At 65.8% G+C, this 18,045-nt stretch carries 16 protein-coding genes and 1 riboswitch; of the genes, 5 read left to right on the forward strand and 11 right to left on the reverse strand.

What is annotated here, in order from left to right; genetic code table 11:
- Positions 1 to 158 precede the first annotated feature (158 nt).
- The 3 genes from ACTMO_RS22535 to ACTMO_RS0116220 form a co-directional block, all read right to left on the reverse strand.
- Positions 159 to 812 (reverse strand): class I SAM-dependent DNA methyltransferase, encoded by a 654-nt coding sequence (locus tag ACTMO_RS22535; protein ID WP_084792193.1) that lies wholly within the window; start codon positions 810 to 812, stop codon positions 159 to 161.
- Positions 809 to 1,987 carry an aromatic ring-hydroxylating oxygenase subunit alpha gene (locus tag ACTMO_RS22540; RefSeq protein WP_084792195.1) on the reverse strand — a complete coding sequence of 393 codons (1,179 nt, stop codon included), beginning with the start codon at positions 1,985 to 1,987 and terminating at the stop codon, positions 809 to 811. The genes ACTMO_RS22535 and ACTMO_RS22540 overlap by 4 nt, the downstream gene beginning before the upstream one ends.
- Positions 1,988 to 2,523: 536 nt before the next feature.
- Entirely contained in the window at positions 2,524 to 3,108 is a 585-nt protein-coding gene (locus ACTMO_RS0116220; RefSeq protein WP_019855738.1) for a TetR/AcrR family transcriptional regulator, read from the reverse strand.
- Between the two features lie 55 nt (positions 3,109 to 3,163).
- On the opposite strand from ACTMO_RS0116220, the gene ACTMO_RS21305 reads away from it, so the two are divergent.
- Positions 3,164 to 4,372 carry an MFS transporter gene (locus tag ACTMO_RS21305; RefSeq protein WP_051099098.1) on the forward strand — a complete coding sequence of 403 codons (1,209 nt, stop codon included), beginning with the start codon at positions 3,164 to 3,166 and terminating at the stop codon, positions 4,370 to 4,372.
- Between the two features lie 241 nt (positions 4,373 to 4,613).
- Here ACTMO_RS21305 and ACTMO_RS22545 read toward each other — a convergent pair whose 3' ends face one another.
- The 3 genes from ACTMO_RS22545 to ACTMO_RS0116240 form a co-directional block, all read right to left on the reverse strand.
- Positions 4,614 to 5,240, reverse strand: a complete 627-nt coding sequence (locus tag ACTMO_RS22545; RefSeq protein ID WP_084792387.1) for a TetR/AcrR family transcriptional regulator — start codon at positions 5,238 to 5,240, stop codon at positions 4,614 to 4,616.
- 1,867 nt (positions 5,241 to 7,107) lie between these two features.
- Positions 7,108 to 7,866: a CbtA family protein gene (locus ACTMO_RS0116235; protein ID WP_019855741.1), complete on the reverse strand. Its 759-nt coding sequence runs from the start codon at positions 7,864 to 7,866 to the stop codon at positions 7,108 to 7,110.
- Positions 7,867 to 7,879: 13 nt separating this feature from the next.
- Complete coding sequence (locus ACTMO_RS0116240; protein WP_019855742.1) at positions 7,880 to 8,083, reverse strand: CbtB domain-containing protein; 204 nt, start codon at positions 8,081 to 8,083, stop codon at positions 7,880 to 7,882.
- 31 nt (positions 8,084 to 8,114) lie between these two features.
- Positions 8,115 to 8,284, reverse strand: a riboswitch (cobalamin riboswitch).
- Between the two features lie 108 nt (positions 8,285 to 8,392).
- Here ACTMO_RS0116240 and ACTMO_RS0116245 point away from each other — a divergent pair.
- Positions 8,393 to 9,094: a hypothetical protein gene (locus ACTMO_RS0116245; protein WP_019855743.1), complete on the forward strand. Its 702-nt coding sequence runs from the start codon at positions 8,393 to 8,395 to the stop codon at positions 9,092 to 9,094.
- A 95-nt stretch (positions 9,095 to 9,189) separates the two neighbouring features.
- Here ACTMO_RS0116245 and ACTMO_RS23955 read toward each other — a convergent pair whose 3' ends face one another.
- Entirely contained in the window at positions 9,190 to 10,086 is an 897-nt protein-coding gene (locus tag ACTMO_RS23955) for a hypothetical protein (RefSeq protein ID WP_019855744.1), read from the reverse strand.
- A gap of 355 nt (positions 10,087 to 10,441) precedes the next feature.
- Here ACTMO_RS23955 and ACTMO_RS0116255 point away from each other — a divergent pair, with 355 nt between their 5' ends.
- Positions 10,442 to 11,416 carry a threonine ammonia-lyase gene (locus tag ACTMO_RS0116255; protein ID WP_019855745.1) on the forward strand — a complete coding sequence of 325 codons (975 nt, stop codon included), beginning with the start codon at positions 10,442 to 10,444 and terminating at the stop codon, positions 11,414 to 11,416.
- On the opposite strand, the gene ACTMO_RS0116260 is transcribed toward ACTMO_RS0116255, so the two are convergent.
- Entirely contained in the window at positions 11,397 to 12,155 is a 759-nt protein-coding gene (locus ACTMO_RS0116260) for a GntR family transcriptional regulator (RefSeq protein WP_019855746.1), read from the reverse strand. The genes ACTMO_RS0116255 and ACTMO_RS0116260 overlap by 20 nt on opposite strands.
- A gap of 188 nt (positions 12,156 to 12,343) precedes the next feature.
- Between ACTMO_RS0116260 and ACTMO_RS0116265 the strand changes: the two genes are divergently transcribed.
- Positions 12,344 to 13,414: an SIS domain-containing protein gene (locus ACTMO_RS0116265; protein ID WP_019855747.1), complete on the forward strand. Its 1,071-nt coding sequence runs from the start codon at positions 12,344 to 12,346 to the stop codon at positions 13,412 to 13,414.
- Between the two features lie 139 nt (positions 13,415 to 13,553).
- Positions 13,554 to 14,576, forward strand: coding sequence for an N-acetylglucosamine kinase (locus ACTMO_RS0116270; protein ID WP_019855748.1), 1,023 nt, complete (start codon positions 13,554 to 13,556; stop codon positions 14,574 to 14,576).
- A 26-nt stretch (positions 14,577 to 14,602) separates the two neighbouring features.
- On the opposite strand, the gene ACTMO_RS0116275 is transcribed toward ACTMO_RS0116270, so the two are convergent.
- The 3 genes from ACTMO_RS0116275 to ACTMO_RS0116285 all read right to left on the reverse strand — a co-directional run bounded on the left by ACTMO_RS0116275 (position 14,603) and on the right by ACTMO_RS0116285 (position 17,827).
- Complete coding sequence (locus tag ACTMO_RS0116275) at positions 14,603 to 15,271, reverse strand: DUF3159 domain-containing protein (protein WP_019855749.1); 669 nt, start codon at positions 15,269 to 15,271, stop codon at positions 14,603 to 14,605.
- Between the two features lie 82 nt (positions 15,272 to 15,353).
- The gene (locus tag ACTMO_RS0116280; RefSeq protein WP_019855750.1) at positions 15,354 to 16,091 is read right to left on the reverse strand and encodes an ESX secretion-associated protein EspG; all 738 of its coding nucleotides are present in this window, start codon (positions 16,089 to 16,091) and stop codon (positions 15,354 to 15,356) included.
- A gap of 122 nt (positions 16,092 to 16,213) precedes the next feature.
- A complete protein-coding gene (locus ACTMO_RS0116285; RefSeq protein WP_157062920.1) occupies positions 16,214 to 17,827 on the reverse strand; it encodes a hypothetical protein in 1,614 nt (537 codons plus the stop codon).
- Between the last annotated feature and the right edge of the window lie 218 nt (positions 17,828 to 18,045).

The following is an 18,045-nucleotide window of genomic DNA, read 5'->3' on the forward strand; positions in this document are numbered from 1 at the left end:
AATAGCTTGCCCTGTCCACCTAATATGACCCTATCTCGAAATACGGTAACAGCAATCAGGCCGGTTTCGGCGAACAGATGTAGCACACACAGCTCCCCGTGCGATGCCGAGTGCTGACAACCAGTGGGTTGATCAGCACTCGACACATAACTAGGCGATCAGGTGATGCGTCTCAGTACCCAATAGGTTGCGGGCTCTTCAGCGATATACGGTTCATCATCCTGCCGCTCGACGAGTTTGGCACGGGACTCGGATTCGAGCCATTGTACGTGTTCGACAAAAGATACTTGTTTCAAGTAGCTTTCGCGTGTGCTGACTACGACCAAGCCACCGGGCCGGGTTGCTTTGATCAGTTGATTAAGCGCTAGTGGTAGGACATGACCGACTGTGAAGACGCCACAGGCAACTACCACATCATAGGAATCGACAAGTGACGAGTCTATATCCCAGTTAAGGTCGACATCTCCTTGCAGCCATCTATAGGCGCCGGTTTTGCTCGCGACGTCGACCATCTCAGGACTCAGGTCGCATCCGTCGATCGTGGTATAACCACGTTCGACGAGTTCCAACCCCACCAGCCCTGTTCCGCATCCCGCATCGAGTACTCGAGTGGTTGGCTGTGGTGGTCCGCAGACCTTTTCCAGGATATCGCACAAAGCTGTGGGCCCAGAGTAGTTTTCACTAGCTACATCATGGTCATAGGAAACCGCCCATGTACGATAATACCGCTTCAAGTTATCCGTACCACCATCGAGCTGGTGCGATCGTTTGATGATGTCGAAACTAGTAGCATCTTTCTGCTGACTTGTCATCGATCCCCCTCAGACCCATAGGTGTGATCATGCCCAACCGCGCCAAGGACTCGCTGTTGAAAACCGTTTATATTTCTTTCCATTTTGTGCGACATGAGAGCTCGTTCGAATGACGACGATCTCATTCCGGACTGCATCCGCTGGATGATATCCCAGTCCTCATCGTTGACTTGCTTCCAATTGTTCAGTGTCGTTTTACGGCAACCTTCGTACCGAGGATCATGGGCGGCCTCTTCACCACAGAAATAGAAATGCAGATGCTCAACTGTTCTGGTGGGTGATTGAATCTCCAGAGACCAGGCGAAAAAGTGATCGGGCATAACCCCCACAAAGAAAGACGGGAAAATGTTAAAGTACTCGGCCTTGGCTGTAGCTCCGGATCGGATCGGCCAACGAGGAAGCTCGATCCCGTCGTTGTACTGTGGCTGGTAGGTTCCCTGGCCAATACCACGCATCTCATCGGAGATTGATATCTGGTATCGTTCTACAAACGGCGAGTAGGTGTTGAGTGTCTGATGAATAAACGGTACGTGATAACTCTCGAGGAAGTTTTCTACAATTAGCTTCCAATTAGCTTGAAAATCATACCGCAACGATGTCGAGTAGGTGATATCCCTGAAATCGTAGTCTGCCCAGCGCTGCTCTAATGGCTCGATTACCTGCGCAAAAGGTACGGCTTGGTCGTCGAGATTGACGAAGATGAAGTCGAGCCACGCAGCTACTTTGACTGGTTTGAGAGAAATTTCTTCCTCGGGAGTTGTGGGAATCTGCGATTGGTCAACACCGGCAAAATGACGTGCCCGGAAAAGTTTTCCATCAAGATCATATATCCAAGCATGATACGGACATACAAGCGTCTTGCGATTCTGAGCGGGCTCACACACGAGCTGACTGCCACGGTGACTACACACGTTGTGGAACGCTTTAAGTTCGCCGTTGCTATCTCGAAGTAAGATAATTGGCTGCCCGTTGACTTCTACCGGTCGTACATCCCCTGGATTTGCGAGATTGTGACAAAACTCGACGAACTGCCATGTTCTCCCGAATATATAACGTTTCTCAAGTTCCAAGAACTCCGGATCTGAATACGTTCGTGCGGAGAGAAGTGCTTTTTCTGTCAGGCCATCCGGCTCTGGCTCGACGGTGGATTGTCCTACCGAGGTTAACTCTGTCATTTTTCCCCAAAACAGTCCAACCTTGGTTACGACGCGGAGAACTTCCCCTGTGGCAGTAAGCGGATAACAGCATCCCACTCTTCGCCAACTGTCCGCGCCGTGTCCGACGAAGCACACTCTGCAACATGCTGATCAGGCAACGCAACCGAACAACCAAAATACCCTCTGTTATAGAGATATACATCACATTCGAATGTTTTCGTTCCTGAACTGGTATACGGTCCCCATCCATACTGGAATAATAAGCTTCTGGTAGAACGATCGCTCTCGAAAATCCATCCATACCAGGAGTCTTGTGTGATCGTTGTTGGTAAGGGGTACGCAACGAAAGACGGCCACAGCGTGATCATGCGATGCCGTGGAGGCAACTGACGATCACACGGTGGTGGCCGCAGGTCGCAGCATGGATTCTGCCGAATGGCGGACGGAACTGGACGCGCTGATGCAGCGAGTGGCTGACTGGTTCACTCCTGTCGAGAAGCGGCAGCGGGCGCGTGTGCTGGTGTGGGGGCCGGTATCGGACGTACGGGCGTCAGCTACACGGCTGATGCCGCCCTTCCGGCCAGCCTCGCCGCGGCCATCCGGCGTGCGCCGGCGACGGCAGAGGGCTGCTGAGTGACAAGCATGTTGGCCAGCAGACCTTCATACAACACGGTGAGATCACCCGCTATCTCACCCGGACGGGAGTAACCACCGTCACGAACTAGCTCAGTCAGCCGGTCGCGGATATAGGCTTTGTGTCGATAAGCGACCGATACCCCAGGGTGGTTCGGCGGAAGCTGGACGAGCGCAGCCACATGCGCGCATCCCTGCTCGGCTCCCCGCTCGGAAACCCACCGCTCAAGAGCATCATAGATGGCCAGGATGCGCTCGTAAGGGGTGACGCAGTCGGCGATAGTGGATTCCCAGGTGGCGCGCCACTGCTGATCGCGACGTTGTAGGTATGCCACGACAAGTGCATCTTTGCTCTCGAAGTGGTTGTACATCGACCCCAAGGCAACATTAGCGCGATCGACGACCGCGTCGATCCCGGTCGCGGCGATACCGTCGTAGTAGAACAGTTCATCGGCAGCGGCGAGGATACGATCACGCGCCGCACCGCGTTTCCTCGATGCCATCATAGGGATATGATACACCCTCTTGCTAGAACGCTTGTTCTAGTGCTATACAGTTGTTATGAACACTCGATCGGAATCGCCACGCCGGGCACTGACGGGGACCACATCGATGGTCTGTGCGGGCACGGCTTTGATCGGGGTATGTTACGGCTTCGCACGATTCGCCTACGGTTTGTTCGCACCGGTGTTCGAACGGGCCTTCACGCTGGGGTCGACGGTGCTGGGAGTGATCGGCTCCGGCAGCTACATCGGTTATAGCCTCGCGATCACTGCGAGCTTCTGGCTAACCAGTCGCTTCGGCCCCCGGGCGATTGCTCTAGGGGCTGGTGTGCTGGCCACGATAGGTACGCTGTTGGTTGCCTGCGCACCCACCGGCTCCGTACTGGCGCTCGGCATCCTCGTCGCCGGATCGAGCACTGGACTGGCGTCTCCTCCCATGGCTGAGGCGATCGCACGCACCATCACGTTAACTCGACAGGACAAAGCACAGTCGATCGTCAACGCTGGGACCGGCGTCGGTGTACTGTTGTCCGGTCCGATCGCGTTAGCCCTCTTACAAAACTGGCGATGGGCCTGGGCAACCTTCGGTATCATCTCCGCTGTGATCAGCGTCTGGATCGCGGTCACAGTCCCCGCCGGTAACCACAGTCCGGCGAACAACCCCAGTACAGGCCAATTGATGCCTCCTGGCGGGGCACGACTAGCCATCGCAGCACTGTTGATGGGACTGGGAAGCTCAGCAGTCTGGACATTCGGACGCTCCGTTGTCACCGCGCAGGGTAACGCCTCCGAGGCCTTATCTACTCTCATGTGGACGGTCATCGGAGTGGCCGGCCTGCTCGGCGCCTTTAGCGGGCACATCACCGCTTCCCTGGGGCTACCTGCCTCCTGGAGTCTGACCATGATCCTTCTGGCCGGCGCAACAGTCTTTCTGGCGCTATGGCCAGCCTCGGCAGTGGTCACGATCCTCGGAGGAGCCTGTTTCGGCGCCTCCTACATCGCGCTTTGTGGCCTCGTCCTCGTGTGGAGCACTCGCATCTATCCCGGCCATCCCGCGACCGGGGTAGGCGTTTCCTTCCTGATGATCGCCCTCGGCCAAATCATTGGCTCTCCCTTGGCCGGAGCACTCATCGACCACACCAGCTACATCGTGGCATTCACCATCTGCGCGCTCTCCGCACTGTCTGGTGCCATACTGCGCTACCGCGCACCCCAACAGCACGATCCGCAGAGCGTCGCGGCCAAAACAGCGAGCAACACGCTATAACCAAGGGCGACACGAATTCTTGCCAGAATTTCGTAGCGGCATGAGAGGTACCTCTCCACCGCCCCCGGACCATGCGAGGTCAGAAGCCGGGAAGGTACCAGGTCCTGACTCCGCACAAGCTGTCAAACAGAACCTTCTCTGCTCTTCCTTCCCCAGTTACGACACAACCAAGCCATGGCAGGGCACCTCTGGTTAACCCACGTTCGGATGATCGCATACTCGATATATCATCCGTGGCAGATCAGCCTGTGGATGTATATTGGGTAGAGGTGAGTTCGTCACGGACGATAGTGGCCGCGAGATCTTTAGCTTTGTTCGCTGAGTTTTCAACGCTGTTCATGGAGTTGGTTACCGTAGCCCCCTCATGGATGAGAAGGAGACGGCCTGCCGCATCACCGGAGTTGTGCAGACCAGCTTGAGTGCACAGCTCGTTTAGGTAATTGAGAAACCACTGTTTCTGGCTTGTGATGACCGCCCGACCCGGATGTGTCTCGTCGGTGAGCTCTACGTGCGCATTGACGAATCCACACCCGCGTGGATCTTCGCCAGCCATCCATGATTCCAGTGCATCGAACACGACTAGTATCCGTTCCTGTGGAGTGACCGCGTGGCTGTCGACGTATCTGGTGAGGAAATCACGCCAACGGCGGTCACGTACCCGCAAATAGGCAGCGACGAGCTCCTCTTTGGAACCAAAACGATCATACAATGTTTTTTTGGTAACACCTGCGGCCTCGGCGATCGCCTCCACGCCAACCGCACGGATACCCTCACGATAAAACAAATCCGAGGCGCATTCGAGTACTTTGGCCGCGGCAGGGGTCAGCGACTCTTCGTCGATTGCGTTGCTCCTGTCTGTCGGACTCATGTCTTTACGGTACATCAACCGACACGAGTAAGTGGTTTAGACCTTTTGAGTTCCTTTCGTGACAGAGCCTGCGTCTTAGGGGCATAAGGCTTTGAGCAGGAGTTATCGGCGATGTCAGATCCATCGGCGGTGCTGACCGCAGACAAACAGCCGATTACACCGAGTATCCCCATCGGGGGATGGTGATCATGGAAGAGGCGCTGACCAGGTTCCTTGACATGAGCCGTGTGCAGCTCCGGACACGGAAGAAGTCTGCCGAGCACCGTTAGCGCTCTTCGCCGATCCTGATATGACCAGGCAGGTCGTCGGAACACCGATCGGGCGAAGTCCACCATCAAGATCAATAGAAAGCTTCGGATCTATCATGGTTAGCCACTTTATTGACACGGAGCGTGGTTGTTGCGTTGGTTCAGGCGGCGATAGCCAGGTAACCAGGACGGGCTCTATTCGACGCCCCATCGGTGGCGGCCGGATGTGTGGCTGGAGGCGGGCCGGTACGAGCGATACGGGGACAGTGTCCCACTGCCGTAACCATGCGCGAAGCTCGTGTCACCATCTCGTAGCCGTTGTCGGCGTGCGGCTTTCTGGCGGCACCTCACCGTAATCCCTGCTGGAAGTGGACCTTCGGGATGGCGTTGACCAGGGCATTTCGTGGCTGCCAGGGAACTCGCGGCCGTTACTACCATCCCAAGGGGAGTCCGGCCTAGTTGGATAACAGCTGGATCTTCCAGATGGATATTCCCGAGCGAACAGGGCCGGATCCATCAGTGATCCCTTTTGTGGTGAGCGTGAGGGCCGCATCGACCACCGCACGAGCCCACTCGATGTAGCCCAGGCCGCTGCACTCGTCCGACACGGTCCGGTACGACCGAGGCCCCAGCCCTGCTTGGAGTCCACCGCTGGAACCGGAGATGCCCCGGGAAAGTGGCACCGCTGCGACAACCGATCCACCGCCAACCACGATCATGGCCCATTACTGCACCACGTGGGACACAGTCTCACCAGGATGCCCGCAGACGGCCTGCCCTACCCCATTGAAGGTAACTATACTGGTATGTATAGTCCTTTGGTGAAGGTCCCTACTGTTGGAGACAAACATGTACCGACTCATTCGAAGGATCCTGTTGTTCGGCCTATCCGAGCCTGTTTCGCAACACAGTGGCACCGAGTACACCACAGCCAACAACCGAGCAACCGTCAACCAACGACGGCAAGCATGGCTGCTCGGGCGAGGATTGCCGACCGGGAGTCCCTCGCAAACGCATTTGAGAACACAAACATACATGACCACCTCTCCCATCGGTGAACAAGACTGCCCGCATCAGAGTCCTAGCTATAAACGAGCGAAGTCGGGCAGAACACCGCGCAGTACGCCGTCCGAGTTCCCCACACGCTGTTACTGGAGTCTTCATTAGAAGAGGCGTTACGGAGGCGGCAGAGACGTTGAAGCGGGACTTCCGAGGAGTACGGATTATTGAGGTTATGTGCAGTACTAGAACCCAGCAACATCACTTTCCGTATGTAGGGACTCTCCCGAATCGGATCTCGCAGTGAACAGACTCGCCCTTGAAGCTGTGTGGGACTGATATACGAGTTCCCGGTCATTCTTGTCCTCCGTATGCTTCACAGGTGCCACTACTGGCTGAGTCGTACTGATCGCCGGTGGTCAGATAAGTGGTCACTGTCTGCCATACATGCGAGGACACGCATGACACCATCTAAAATAGGCGATGTCACCTCATGAGCGCTTCAGGCTCGGACAGTCACGTAATTCCAGTGACTGGAAAACAACGAACACAACGACACGAAAAGCCCGTCGGTCCCGCCCGCTTCGACGGAACCGACGGGCTCATCCGCTACACCGGCGTCACGACGCCGCCGTGACCGGCTGCGCGCCGTTGGTGGCGGCCACCCGCCGTTCGGAGAGCAGCCCGAACACCAGGCCGAGCACACCCCACAACGTGGCCAGTTCGGCCAGTGAGGACAGCCGGAAACGCCAGAGCAGCCCGGCGGGCACGTCGGCCGGGATGGGGTCCGGGTTGTCGGGCCAGGCCCACAGCACCAGGACGCTGAGCAGCGTCACGGCCAGCGCGGTGACCGTGACCGTGGCAGGCGAGGACCACCCGTGCCGCAGACAGTACCCGCGCAGCAGGTACGCCAACGCCACGATCACGACCCCGGCGAGGATGACCGAGAAGTACGTCACCGTGCGGTAGGTGACGGTGTCGGTGCCGCCGACCCCCGGAGGATTGGCCGGATACTTCAACGCGGGCAGCAGGGACCACGCGAAGAATCCGACCACGGCCAGCTGCACGGTGCGACCGAACTCGGTGCGGGCGGGCAGCAGGTGCCGCAGGCGGGCGAACACGACGGCGAACAGCGCGCCCAGCGCCACCGCCACCACCACGGCCGCCACCATGCCACCGATCACCTGGGTCAGGCGGCCGAACATCTCCTCGTGGGAATGTGCGTGACCACCACCGGCATGGGCGCGCTCCTGCTCGATCCGCAGCGCGGCACGGATCCGCGGCTTGACCACCAGCAGGGCGACCAGCGCCGCCGCCGCTCCGGCCACGAGACCGGCGAGCACCCCGTCACGCAGGATGCGACCGAACGAGTTCTCCACGATCGCCTCCCGTTCAGTGGCACGGCACGCCGAGGGCGTGTCTGCCGTCGTGGGTGAACTCGTGGATGACCTCGGCAGTCTGGGCGAACACGGCCCCGTTCTCCTGCAACACCACGTACATCAGCATGAGGGAGAGCACGGCCACCGCCCACGCCCACGCGGGGACCCGGACACGGGGAACAGCGGACAGGGGGTCAGCAGCGGGAACGGTCGTCATGATCGAACAACCTTCCTTCCATCGCTCGTGGAATCTGGCGTGTGCCGCAGCCGGTCTCCTGGCTTCCGGATCCACACTGTCCAGCCTTCCCGGACACCCGTCGTGTCCAGTGGCGTTCCAGGACTCGCTACCCGGTCACAGTGGCGAGGACCGCGCCGGACTCACACCGGCTTCCCGTGCACTGCGGCAGAACGGAACACTAGGGAGGCGGGTCCGGCGCGCACAACTACCCACGGAAGAGATGAACATCTCTTCATCGTTTCGCCCGGTCCGCACACGGGACACCGTTCCATGACGTGGAATGGGGGCGTGGAGTCCGACACCGATCCGAACCCGCTCACGGCGGGCACCCGTGCACTCGCCCGCCCCGGGCACACGACGACGGAGACGACGACCGTCGCCTGGGAACGGTTCTGCGACCCGGAGCAGCCGTACCTGGCGGACAACGTGCGGCACTGGCAGCGACGCGCCGGTTTCGAGCACCACCGCGCCGGAACGGTGCTGGTCGCCTTCCGCGCCTGCTGGCTGATGCTGTGCGCCACGGTTCCCGAGTACCACCTCGGCATGGACTTCCCCTCGGCACCCGGAACGCGGGCCGTGGTGGCCCCGGACGGTTTCCTGCACGGCCTGCTGCCGGGGCCGGTGGTTCGCACGGGCACCGACGAGGACCGAGCGAGCCGCTGGTGGGCGGAGGTGTCGAGGGTGATCACCCCCCTCACCCGGGGCCTGGCCGAAACCGGCGGCCCACCCGCCGACAGCGACCAGTACTGGGGCAACGCGGTGGGGCTGGTCGGCGAGGTGCTGCGCCGCGCCGACCGGGACGGCATCGGTGGGGACACGCTGGCGAGCGCGCTGGCGTTGCGTGCCGCCACCGGCCGGGAGGACCTGCTGCGGGTGGCGGCCACACCCGAAGGGTTGTGGACACGGCGACGGACGTGCTGCCAGATGTGGCGCTCCGGCACGGGCTACTGCACGGAGTGCGTGCTGCACGACTCCCCCGCCCGTGGCTGACCCGCGAGGTCCGTGCCCGGGCGCCCCGATGGCTCGGCGGAAGCCCGGGGGGCACCGGAGCGCAGCCGCCTTCCGCCGAGCCGCCGGGGAAAGGCTCACTCGGGGGTTTCCGAGGGCCCCGTCGAAGGGCCGCCCCCTTCCACGTCCTCCGTCGGCCGGGTGGAGGTGGTCTCCTCGGTCGTCTTCGTGGAGGTCGTCGGGGGCGGCGCGGAGGTGCCCGTGGGGGGCCGGTTCTCCGCGGACCGCTCGGGCTCGGTGGGAGCCGAGGAGTCCGGTGTGGGCTCCGTGGTTTCCGGAGCGGTCGGTTCGACCGACTCGGACCCGGCGGGCAGTTCCTCACCGCCCGGTTCCCGGGACTGCCCGCCTCCGTGGGGATGCAGCATCCGTCCCACGGTGGTTCCCCCCGAGTCGCCGGACACGGAGTCGCCGGTGAGCACCTCGTAACCGGTGACCACGACCATGCACAGCAGGAAGGCGAGCCCGCTGGTCACGGCGACCACACGCCAGCGGATCCCACGCCGCGCGCGGGGCGGGGCGCCCTCTGCCGACGGAACGTCGTCCGTGCCCGACAGCGGGATCCTGTCCGTGGTGGCCTCCGGTGAGCACGGCCGCAGCACCCGGGTGGCCTGCCCCTCACCGGGCGTGGCGGCCGATCCGGCGGGAATCCGGCGGGTGGCCTCGTCCCCGCCCTGCCCGGGTGTTCGCCTGCCGGGGCGGCGGAGGGCGGCGTTGGCGGCCTTCTCCTTGGTGGTCTCCAGCGAACGCTGGTACACGGCGCCACCGACGGTGATCACCAAACTGGTCAACGCGGCTCCGGAGACGGTACCGGCGATCCCCAGGCTCCCGCCCAGGAAGGCGGCGGTGACCGAGGCCAACGCCGTACCGAGCACCTGCGTCGGCGAGAGGTCGAGCCTGCCGAACAGGCCCTTCTTCCCGTCCTGCTCGGCCTCCTCGGTTCGCGGTGGGGATCCGGGACGTTCGCGCTCGGTCATACCCGCGAGGCCTTCCGCGCCGGCACCACTGCCCGATCCGGTTCACCAGGGGCTCCACCGTGTGACCGAAAAGCGGATCCGCTCCGCCGGGCCCGCGGTCGCGGCACCGCGTGAGGCCTGTCGCCCGCACGTTCACGGCGGAGGGGTGTCGCTGCGAACGGGTCCAACGAGTTCATGGCACTCCCAACAGAGCCGGATCTGACCATTCCCTCCCACCAACGTCGGAGCGCAGCGCGCTGCTCCCGAGCACGGCCCTCCAGTGAACACCCCCACTTCGGTGTAACGCGGACACCGGCCGACGCACGGGGGCGCACACCCGGCGAGACCGGCGAACACGATCGGAGAGGATGTCCCCATGTCGCTGACCACCCACGCCGACGCCGTGGCCGCCCGGGAAGTCCTCGCGCGGCTGCCGAAGCACCACGGGCCGGTGCGCACCCCGCTGCTCCCCGTCGGGGACGGCACCCGGCCGCTGCTGCTCAAACCCGAGAGCCTTCAGCCGACCGGGGCTTTCAAGCTCCGCGGGGCGCTGCACGCCACGGCCGTGCTGGACGAGCGCACCCGGAACAGGGGGCTGGTCACCTACTCCAGCGGCAACCACGCGCGCGCGGTGGCCCACGCGGGTCGGGTCTTCGACGTGCCCACCACCGTGGTGGTGCCGCACTCCGCCCCCGAGTCCAAGGTCGCCGCGGCCCGCTCGCTGGGAGCCGAGATCGTCTTGGTGGACGTGACCGACCGGGAACGACGGGCGTGGGAGATCGCGGCGGAGAACGGCGCCGCCCTGATCCCGCCCTTCGACGCTTCCACGGTGATCGCCGGGCAGGCCACCGTGGGGCTGGAGATCGCCGAGGACCTGCGTGCGCGCGGGGTGTCCGAGGCCACGGTGCTGGTTCCGGTCAGCGGAGGGGGACTGATCTCGGGGGTGGGGGCCGCCCTGGCGGGGGCGGAGCTCCGGACCCGGCTGATCGGGGTGGAGCCGGAGCTGGCCGCCGACACCAGGGAGAGTCTGCGGGCGGGACGGCGGGTGGAATGGCCGGTGCGGACACGCACCAGGACGATCGCCGACGGGCTCACGGCCCAGCCCAGCGAGCTGACCTTCGCCCACCTCGCGGCGTTCGTCGAGGACGTGGTCACGGTCACCGAGGAGGAGATCGCCGAGGCGGTCGGCTACCTGGCGAGAGGTCCCGGACTGGTGGCCGAGCCCAGCGGGGCCGTGACGACGGCGGCCTGGCTGCACCGGAGCCGGGAACTTCCGGACACCACCACGGTCGCCGTGGTCAGCGGCGGCAACGTCGATCCGGCGCTGCTGGTCAGCTCGCTGGGGGGTTGAGGCTGGCGACGAACTTGTAGCGGTCCCCGCGGTAGATGGAGCGCACCCACTCCACCGGGGTTCCGTCCCCGTGGAAGGAGTGGCGGGACAGCAGCAGCATCGGCAGGCCCACGTCGGCGCCCAGCAGTTCGGCCTCCTCCGGGCTGGCCAGGGCCGTCTCGATCGTCTCCTCGGCGCTGGCGAAGGAGATCCCGTACTGCTCACGCAGCACCTGGTAGAGCGATCCGCCTTCCCCGATGAGCTTGGTCAGTCCCTTGAACCTGGTCAGCGGCAGATGCGTGGTCTCGATCGCCATCGCCTCGTCGTCGGCCAGGCGCAGCCTGCGCATCCGCAGGATCGGGCTGCCCGCGGGGATGTCGAGCAGGTGGGCCAGTTCGCGTTCGGCCGACTCCTCGTTCATCTCCAGCAGCCGCGAGTCGGGATGCCTGCCCTGAGCCCTCATGTCCTCGGTGTAGCTGCTCAGCTGGAGGCGCTGGGCTACCTTGGGCTGGGCCGCGAAGGTGCCCTTGCCCTGCACGCGCAGCAGGCGACCCTCCACGGTCAACTCGGCCAGCGCCTGTCGCACCGTGGTGCGGGAGACGTCGAACTCGGCCGCCAACGCGCGCTCGGTGGGAATGGACGATCCGGCCGGCATGGACCGGAGCATGTCGAGCAGGTGCTGCTTCAACCCCCAGTACTTGGGTTCGCGCTGGTTCTTCGTCGGCGTGTCGGCCCCGCCGGGCACCGACGCTTCGAGCATTCTTCCTCCTACCGTCGCGCCTTGAACGGGGCGATCAGTACCACTGACTCCAGCATGCCGGACTCGGAACCGGTGGTGGACCCCCGCTCGGAAACCTACGGAGGTGGCTCGGGGCTGTCGCACCGGGGGAGCCCACCGGTAGGATTGGTCTAGACCGAATTGTCGCACGGTGAAGGACGGACGACGAGATGACCGAGCACCCCGGTGCCGGGGCCGGCGAGCAGTCCCAGCATCCCGGCAGGAACATGAGCTCCGAGATCGCCGAACAGCCCGCGGTCTTCGACGGCCTGCTCTCCGACCGCTCCGCGCTGACCGAGGTAGCCCGGCGTGTGGCGGAGCGCGGCCCCCGTTTCGTCCTGCTGGCCGCGCGCGGCTCCAGCGACCACGCGGCGCTGTACGCCAAGTACCTGGTGGAGGTGCTGCTCCAGCTCCCGGCCGGACTGGTCTCACCGTCCACCACCACCCTGTACGGCGCACAGCCGGACCTCACCGACGTGCTGCTCGTCTCGGTCAGCCAGAGCGGTGGTTCACCGGACCTGCTCGAAGTGACCGAGAACGCCCGCAGGAACGGGGCCACCACCGTGGCCGTGACCAACAACCCCGACTCCGCGCTGAACAAGGCGGCGGAGATGTCGGTGAACATCGCGGCGGGACCCGAACACGCCGTGGCGGCCACCAAGACGTACAGCGCCACGCTGCTCACGCTGTACCTGCTGGTGGACGCGATCCGCGGTGGCGAGGCGGAGCGCGCCCGAGGGCTGCCCGAGCTGGCCGAACGCGCCCTGGAACCCACGGAACAACTGGACGAGGCCGTGCGGCGCTACCGGTTCGCCGACCGGGTGCTGACCACCGGACGCGGGTACTCCTCGGCCACGGCCGCCGAGGCCGCCCTCAAACTGGCCGAGACCAGTTACCTCTCCGCCCGTGCCTACAGCGGAGCCGACCTGCTGCACGGCCCCGTGGCGGCCGTGGACACCGAAACGGCCGTGCTGGCACTGTGCAGTTCGGGTCGAGGGGGCACCGCGATGACCGAGGTACTGGAGACGGTGCACGAACGCGGCGCGGACGTCTGCGCGATCGGCTCCGCCGCGAAGGCGGTCCCCAACTCCCACGCGGTGGAGCTGCCGGACTCCGCCGAGGAGCTCGCCCCGGTGCTGGAGGTGCTGCCCGTGCAGCGCCTGGCGCTCACCCTGGCTCTCGAACGCGGGGAGGATCCGGACCGGCCCCGGGGACTGAACAAGGTCACGCGCACCCGCTGACCGGGATACTGTGAGGTGACCGCCCCGCGCACCGGGGACGGACATGTGAAAGCCCGTCCCACCGAGGGGGCGGGGTGGGACGGGCACCGCCAGGCTACGCCGGGCGACACGACCGACGAGCACGGGGGACGGAAAGAGCATGACCGACACCACCGACGACACGAGACTGGTCCTCGGTCTGGACGTGGGCGGCACCTCCAGCCGCGCGGTCCTCGCCGACCTGGACTCCCGCGTGCTGGGGGTCGGACACGCGGGCGGGGGCAACCCGAACTCCCACTCACCCGAGTACGCCGTGGAACAGACCACCCGGGCCGCCCGCTCGGCGTTGTCCGGGGTCGACCGGAGACGGGTCGGTGCCGCGGTCCTGGGGATGGCCGGCATCAGCAAGCTGAGCGATCCCGGCATCGCCGGTCGCTACGAACAGGCCTGGCGCAGCCTGGGGCTAGGCTGCGAGGTGCGCACCGTCTCCGACAGCGAGGTGGCCTTCGCCGCGGGCACCCCGGAGCCGAACGGCACCGCCCTGATCGCCGGAACCGGCTCGATCGTGGCCCGTATCGAGAACCACGCGCTGTCCCGCACGGTGGGCGGCCACGGGTGGCTGCTGGGGGACGAGGGCTCGGCCTTCTGGCTCGGACGGGAGGCGGTGCGCGTCACGCTCCGGGCCCTCGAACGGGGGACGGGCAAGAACGACCCGCTGGTGGCCTCCGTGCTCAACGAGGTGCTCGCCGACCAGCCCAGGAACGAGTCGGACGCGCTGCTGTGCCGCCGCCTCATCTCGTTCGTCGGAGACCGGCCGGTGAAACTGGCCGAACTGGCGCCGCTGGTGACGGCCTCGGCCTCCGAGGGGGGCGGAAAGGCCCGGGGAATCGTCTCCCGCGCGGCCCACATGCTGGCCACCGACGTGTTGTCCGTCCACACGGAGTCGGACGAGGAGCCCGTGGTGCTGGCGGGCGGCCTCCTGTGCGCGGAGGGACCGTTGGGGCAGGCGGTGCGTAGCGAGCTGGCCGAGCACAGCCGGGCACAGCCGATCACGGCGGGCTCGGGGGCGATCGGGGCCGCCTGGCTGGCCGCCCGGGAACTGGTCGACGAGGGCGAGGCGCTGCGGCTGCACGAGCGGTGGTTCGGCGAACGAACCGACTCCGTGCTCCATCGGCAGGCCTGAGGAAGTCCGAGTTCCGGTGGGGATGCTCAGCCGGACTCGCGCACGTGCCGTATCCCGGGGTGGTCGGCCGGCAGGGTGCGCCGCAGCACCCACCAACTCGTGGCCACGCACAACGCCACCAGCGGCCAGGTCAGCACCACCTGGGCCGCGCTCAGCGCGACCACCGCGTTCGCCGCCCACAACGGGACGAAGACCACCAGTCGTGTGAGGTACTGCCCGACCCACACCCAGCTGGCCCTGCTGTAGGCCCGCAGCAGCTCGGGGTCGCGACGCCACGTCGTCCGCTGCCCGAGCAGGGTGCCCACCACCAGGCCGAGCAGCGGCCACCGCACCGCGATGCTGGTCATCCACGCCAGTCCGCTGGCCGCGTTGGAGGCGACCCTGATCAGGTAGAAGTCGGCGGCCTGCCCGGTGCGCAGCGCGACGAGCGCCCCCACGGTCACGGCCAGCAGACTGAGCAGCACCGCGAGGGGACGTGCCCCCCGGATCAGCCGCCACGCCCCGATGACCGCCCCCACTCCGACGGCGGCGACCCCGGCGGCGGCGATCGAACCGTCGCTGAACGCCCACACCGCCCCGAAGGCCACGGGGGGCACACTGGCGTCGACGGCGGAGGCACGCCCACCGAGCACCCGCATCAACGAATCGCGCTCGTCGGGGCCACCGGTCTCGGTGGCGGCGCTGTCACGGCTCACAACTTAAGCCTGCCTTACCTGATCCGGAGGACGCACTCGTCGCCGAACGTGCCCTGTCCTACGTCACACTCCCCTACGAGGGTTAGTTCCTTCTCACCCGTTCGAGCGATTCGGTGAGCTGCGCGACCAGCCCCCGGTGGTCCACCGGGGAACAGTCGAGCACCGACCCCCCGGAGTCATCGGCACGACGCATCGAGTACCGGCCGTGCTCGGTGTCGAACCACACGATCCCGGGCAGTCGGGACGGCTCCCCCTCGTTTCCGCTCACCACGAAGTGCCCGATGCGGTACTTGGGGGCCCGGGCGAGCAGTTCCGGTTCCGTGGGGCCCGCGTCCCGCTCCTCACCGGTGTTCCGCGCCCGCTGCCGCAGCGTCTCCACGGGAACCCGCACGGGTCCGCCCCTGCCGGCGGGTGCCCGTGGCAGCAGCCGGACACACACCTCGGGCAGCGTCTCGGGGTCCATGAAGTCCAGTCGCAGTCCGTGCGCGGTGATCACGCCGACGACCCCCACCTCCCCGGTGGAGACCGCGCGGGCGGCCAACCGCAGTCCGCCGCGGATGTCCAGCAGTCCCGCCGCCGCCACGGAGACCTCGGAACTGCACATCAGGTACAGGGCGTCGGCCACCTCGGGTTCGGGTTCTCCCCCGCTGGCCAGACCGGCCGACTCCAACTCGGCCCACGCCCTCCTGGTCAGCTCGTCCCGTTCCTCCGGAGTCCCGCCGGTGGGAGGGAACTCGAACGGGTACTGCCGCACGTCCAGGTTCAGTTGTGCTCCCAGCACGCCGACAGCGGACAGGGAAAGGTTGATCGTCTCGACCATGTACGGGCGTCCCTCGCAAAGGTGCTCGCGGGGTAACGGTCGCCCCCGCTCACCTGCCTGTTCTCGAAAACCGGTCCTCGTCCTCCGCGAAGGAGACGGACCGGACCGTGCCGAAGACCTCGTCAGAAGCCGTATCCCACCGGCCCCTCGCCGATCACGGGCGGGGCGACCAGCCGGTCCTCCCCGAAGTCGGCACCACCCGCCGCGTCGTCGGTGTGCACGAGAAAACGCGGACGCTCGTCCTCGTCCTCGAAGTGGTAGCCCTGTCCGCTGCGCAGCTCGTTGAGACGTGGCCTGTCGGAGTCCTCCTGCTCCTCGTTCTCCGGGCGTTCCCTGGCGCGGGAGGCGAAGCGGGAACTCATCCCCCCGGCCACCCACGAACCCGATCCCATGGGGCCGAACCCCCCGTCCGGGCGGGGTTCGTACCTCGGGGGACGCACGCCGGAACGGGGCCCCTCGCCCGCTGATCGCTCCTCCGGACCCGTCCGGTCCCGGGGAGTTTCCCCGGAGGAGTTACCGGAGGGTGACTCCGCCCCACGGCGTTCCGGTCCAGCGCCGGACCGCTCGCCCGGAACGGGGACGGGACCGCCGGGCGGCCCGGCGGGCGGAGTTCCGGGCGGTCCCTGCGGCGTTGTCGGGCCGGGGGTGCCCCTCGGGGTTGCCGGGGGTGGGACCGGGCCCCCGGGAACGGGGCCACCGTGGCCGGGGGGGCTCGCCGCGTCCACGCCGTTGCTCACCGGTCGGTTCCTTCCCGGTGTCCCGGGCGCGGCGGGGGCGGAGAAACCCGGCTCGGGACCGGGATTCTCCGTGGCCGGAGACCGCCGACGGGCGAGATCCGGTGCGGAGGACACCCCCTCCGCCTCGGCGGGCACCGGCGGGATCCGCGTCGTCGGTCGGTCGTCCTCGGAGGGCTCCGCCCCGTGAGCTTTCTCCCGCCGACCGGCGGAGTCCACCCCGGTGGGCTCCGAGGCCAACGGGCCGGCCACACCGATGATCATCTCGGTGCGTTCGGCCGGGCCGGGCGGATCCGCGTTCTCCCCCGTCGACGGGGCGGAGGAGGCCGGTGTCGGCGAACGTTCCGGCTCCGCGTCCCCGGCATCCCCTGCCGTCGACACGTTCGGCTCCGCGGACGGAACACCCTCCGCTGTGGACCGAGCGTGGGTGGTGGGTGCCGGTTCCGGGAGGGAACCCGCCACATGCGGGAGGTGCCGGGCGGATCCGACCGAGGACGCACCGGAGGCGCCCGCCGGGGCCCGCGCGGCGGTCTCCTCCGGAGCGGTCTCCCCGCTCGACCCAACCGGACCACCGTCGAGGTCTCCGGACAGCACCGAACTCGTCCCCGTCGTCGACGAACCAGGATTCCGACGCGGGAACCGCTGGGCGAAGTGCTGCGGTAACCGTTCGAGCCGGGTGTAGAGCGCCAACGGATCGGACTGTACGGCCGCCGCGGTGAACTCCGCGCGCAGGTCGAAACGGTCGGGTACCGGGAAACCGGCGGGGGGCGACGTCTCGGGCTGGCCCGCCCGCTGGGGCTGTCCCGGCGTTTCCGCCACGGTTCCTCCGTGCTGGGGTGGGGCCGTCGGGCGCGCGTTGCCCGCGCCCTCGGCACCGTTGCCGCCGGAGGCGGGCGGAGCACCTCCGGGTGACGTCTCGGGACGCTGTCGCCGGTGCGGAAACCCCGGGGACTGTCGTCGTTGTCCGGTCGTCCCGGCCATCGGATCACGTGGACTCGTCACGACTCCCCCAGAGCTTCGACGCTGCCGACGGACACACCCGCTCCGACGTCACCAGTTCCGCTTCGCGTTCCCCGTTCAGGTGATCGATGCGGCACCGTTCGGCCACTCCCGATCTCGACACGTCCCCTTGATCATCGTCTCACCCTCGCCGGACGGTAGCAGCTCTCGTACGTTCGTGCGCGCCTTTCGGGCTACTTTCGTCCGCATCGGTCGACGAG

This window comes from Actinopolyspora mortivallis DSM 44261, from assembly GCF_000384035.1.
GTDB classification, from domain to species: Bacteria; Actinomycetota; Actinomycetes; order Mycobacteriales; family Pseudonocardiaceae; genus Actinopolyspora; species Actinopolyspora mortivallis.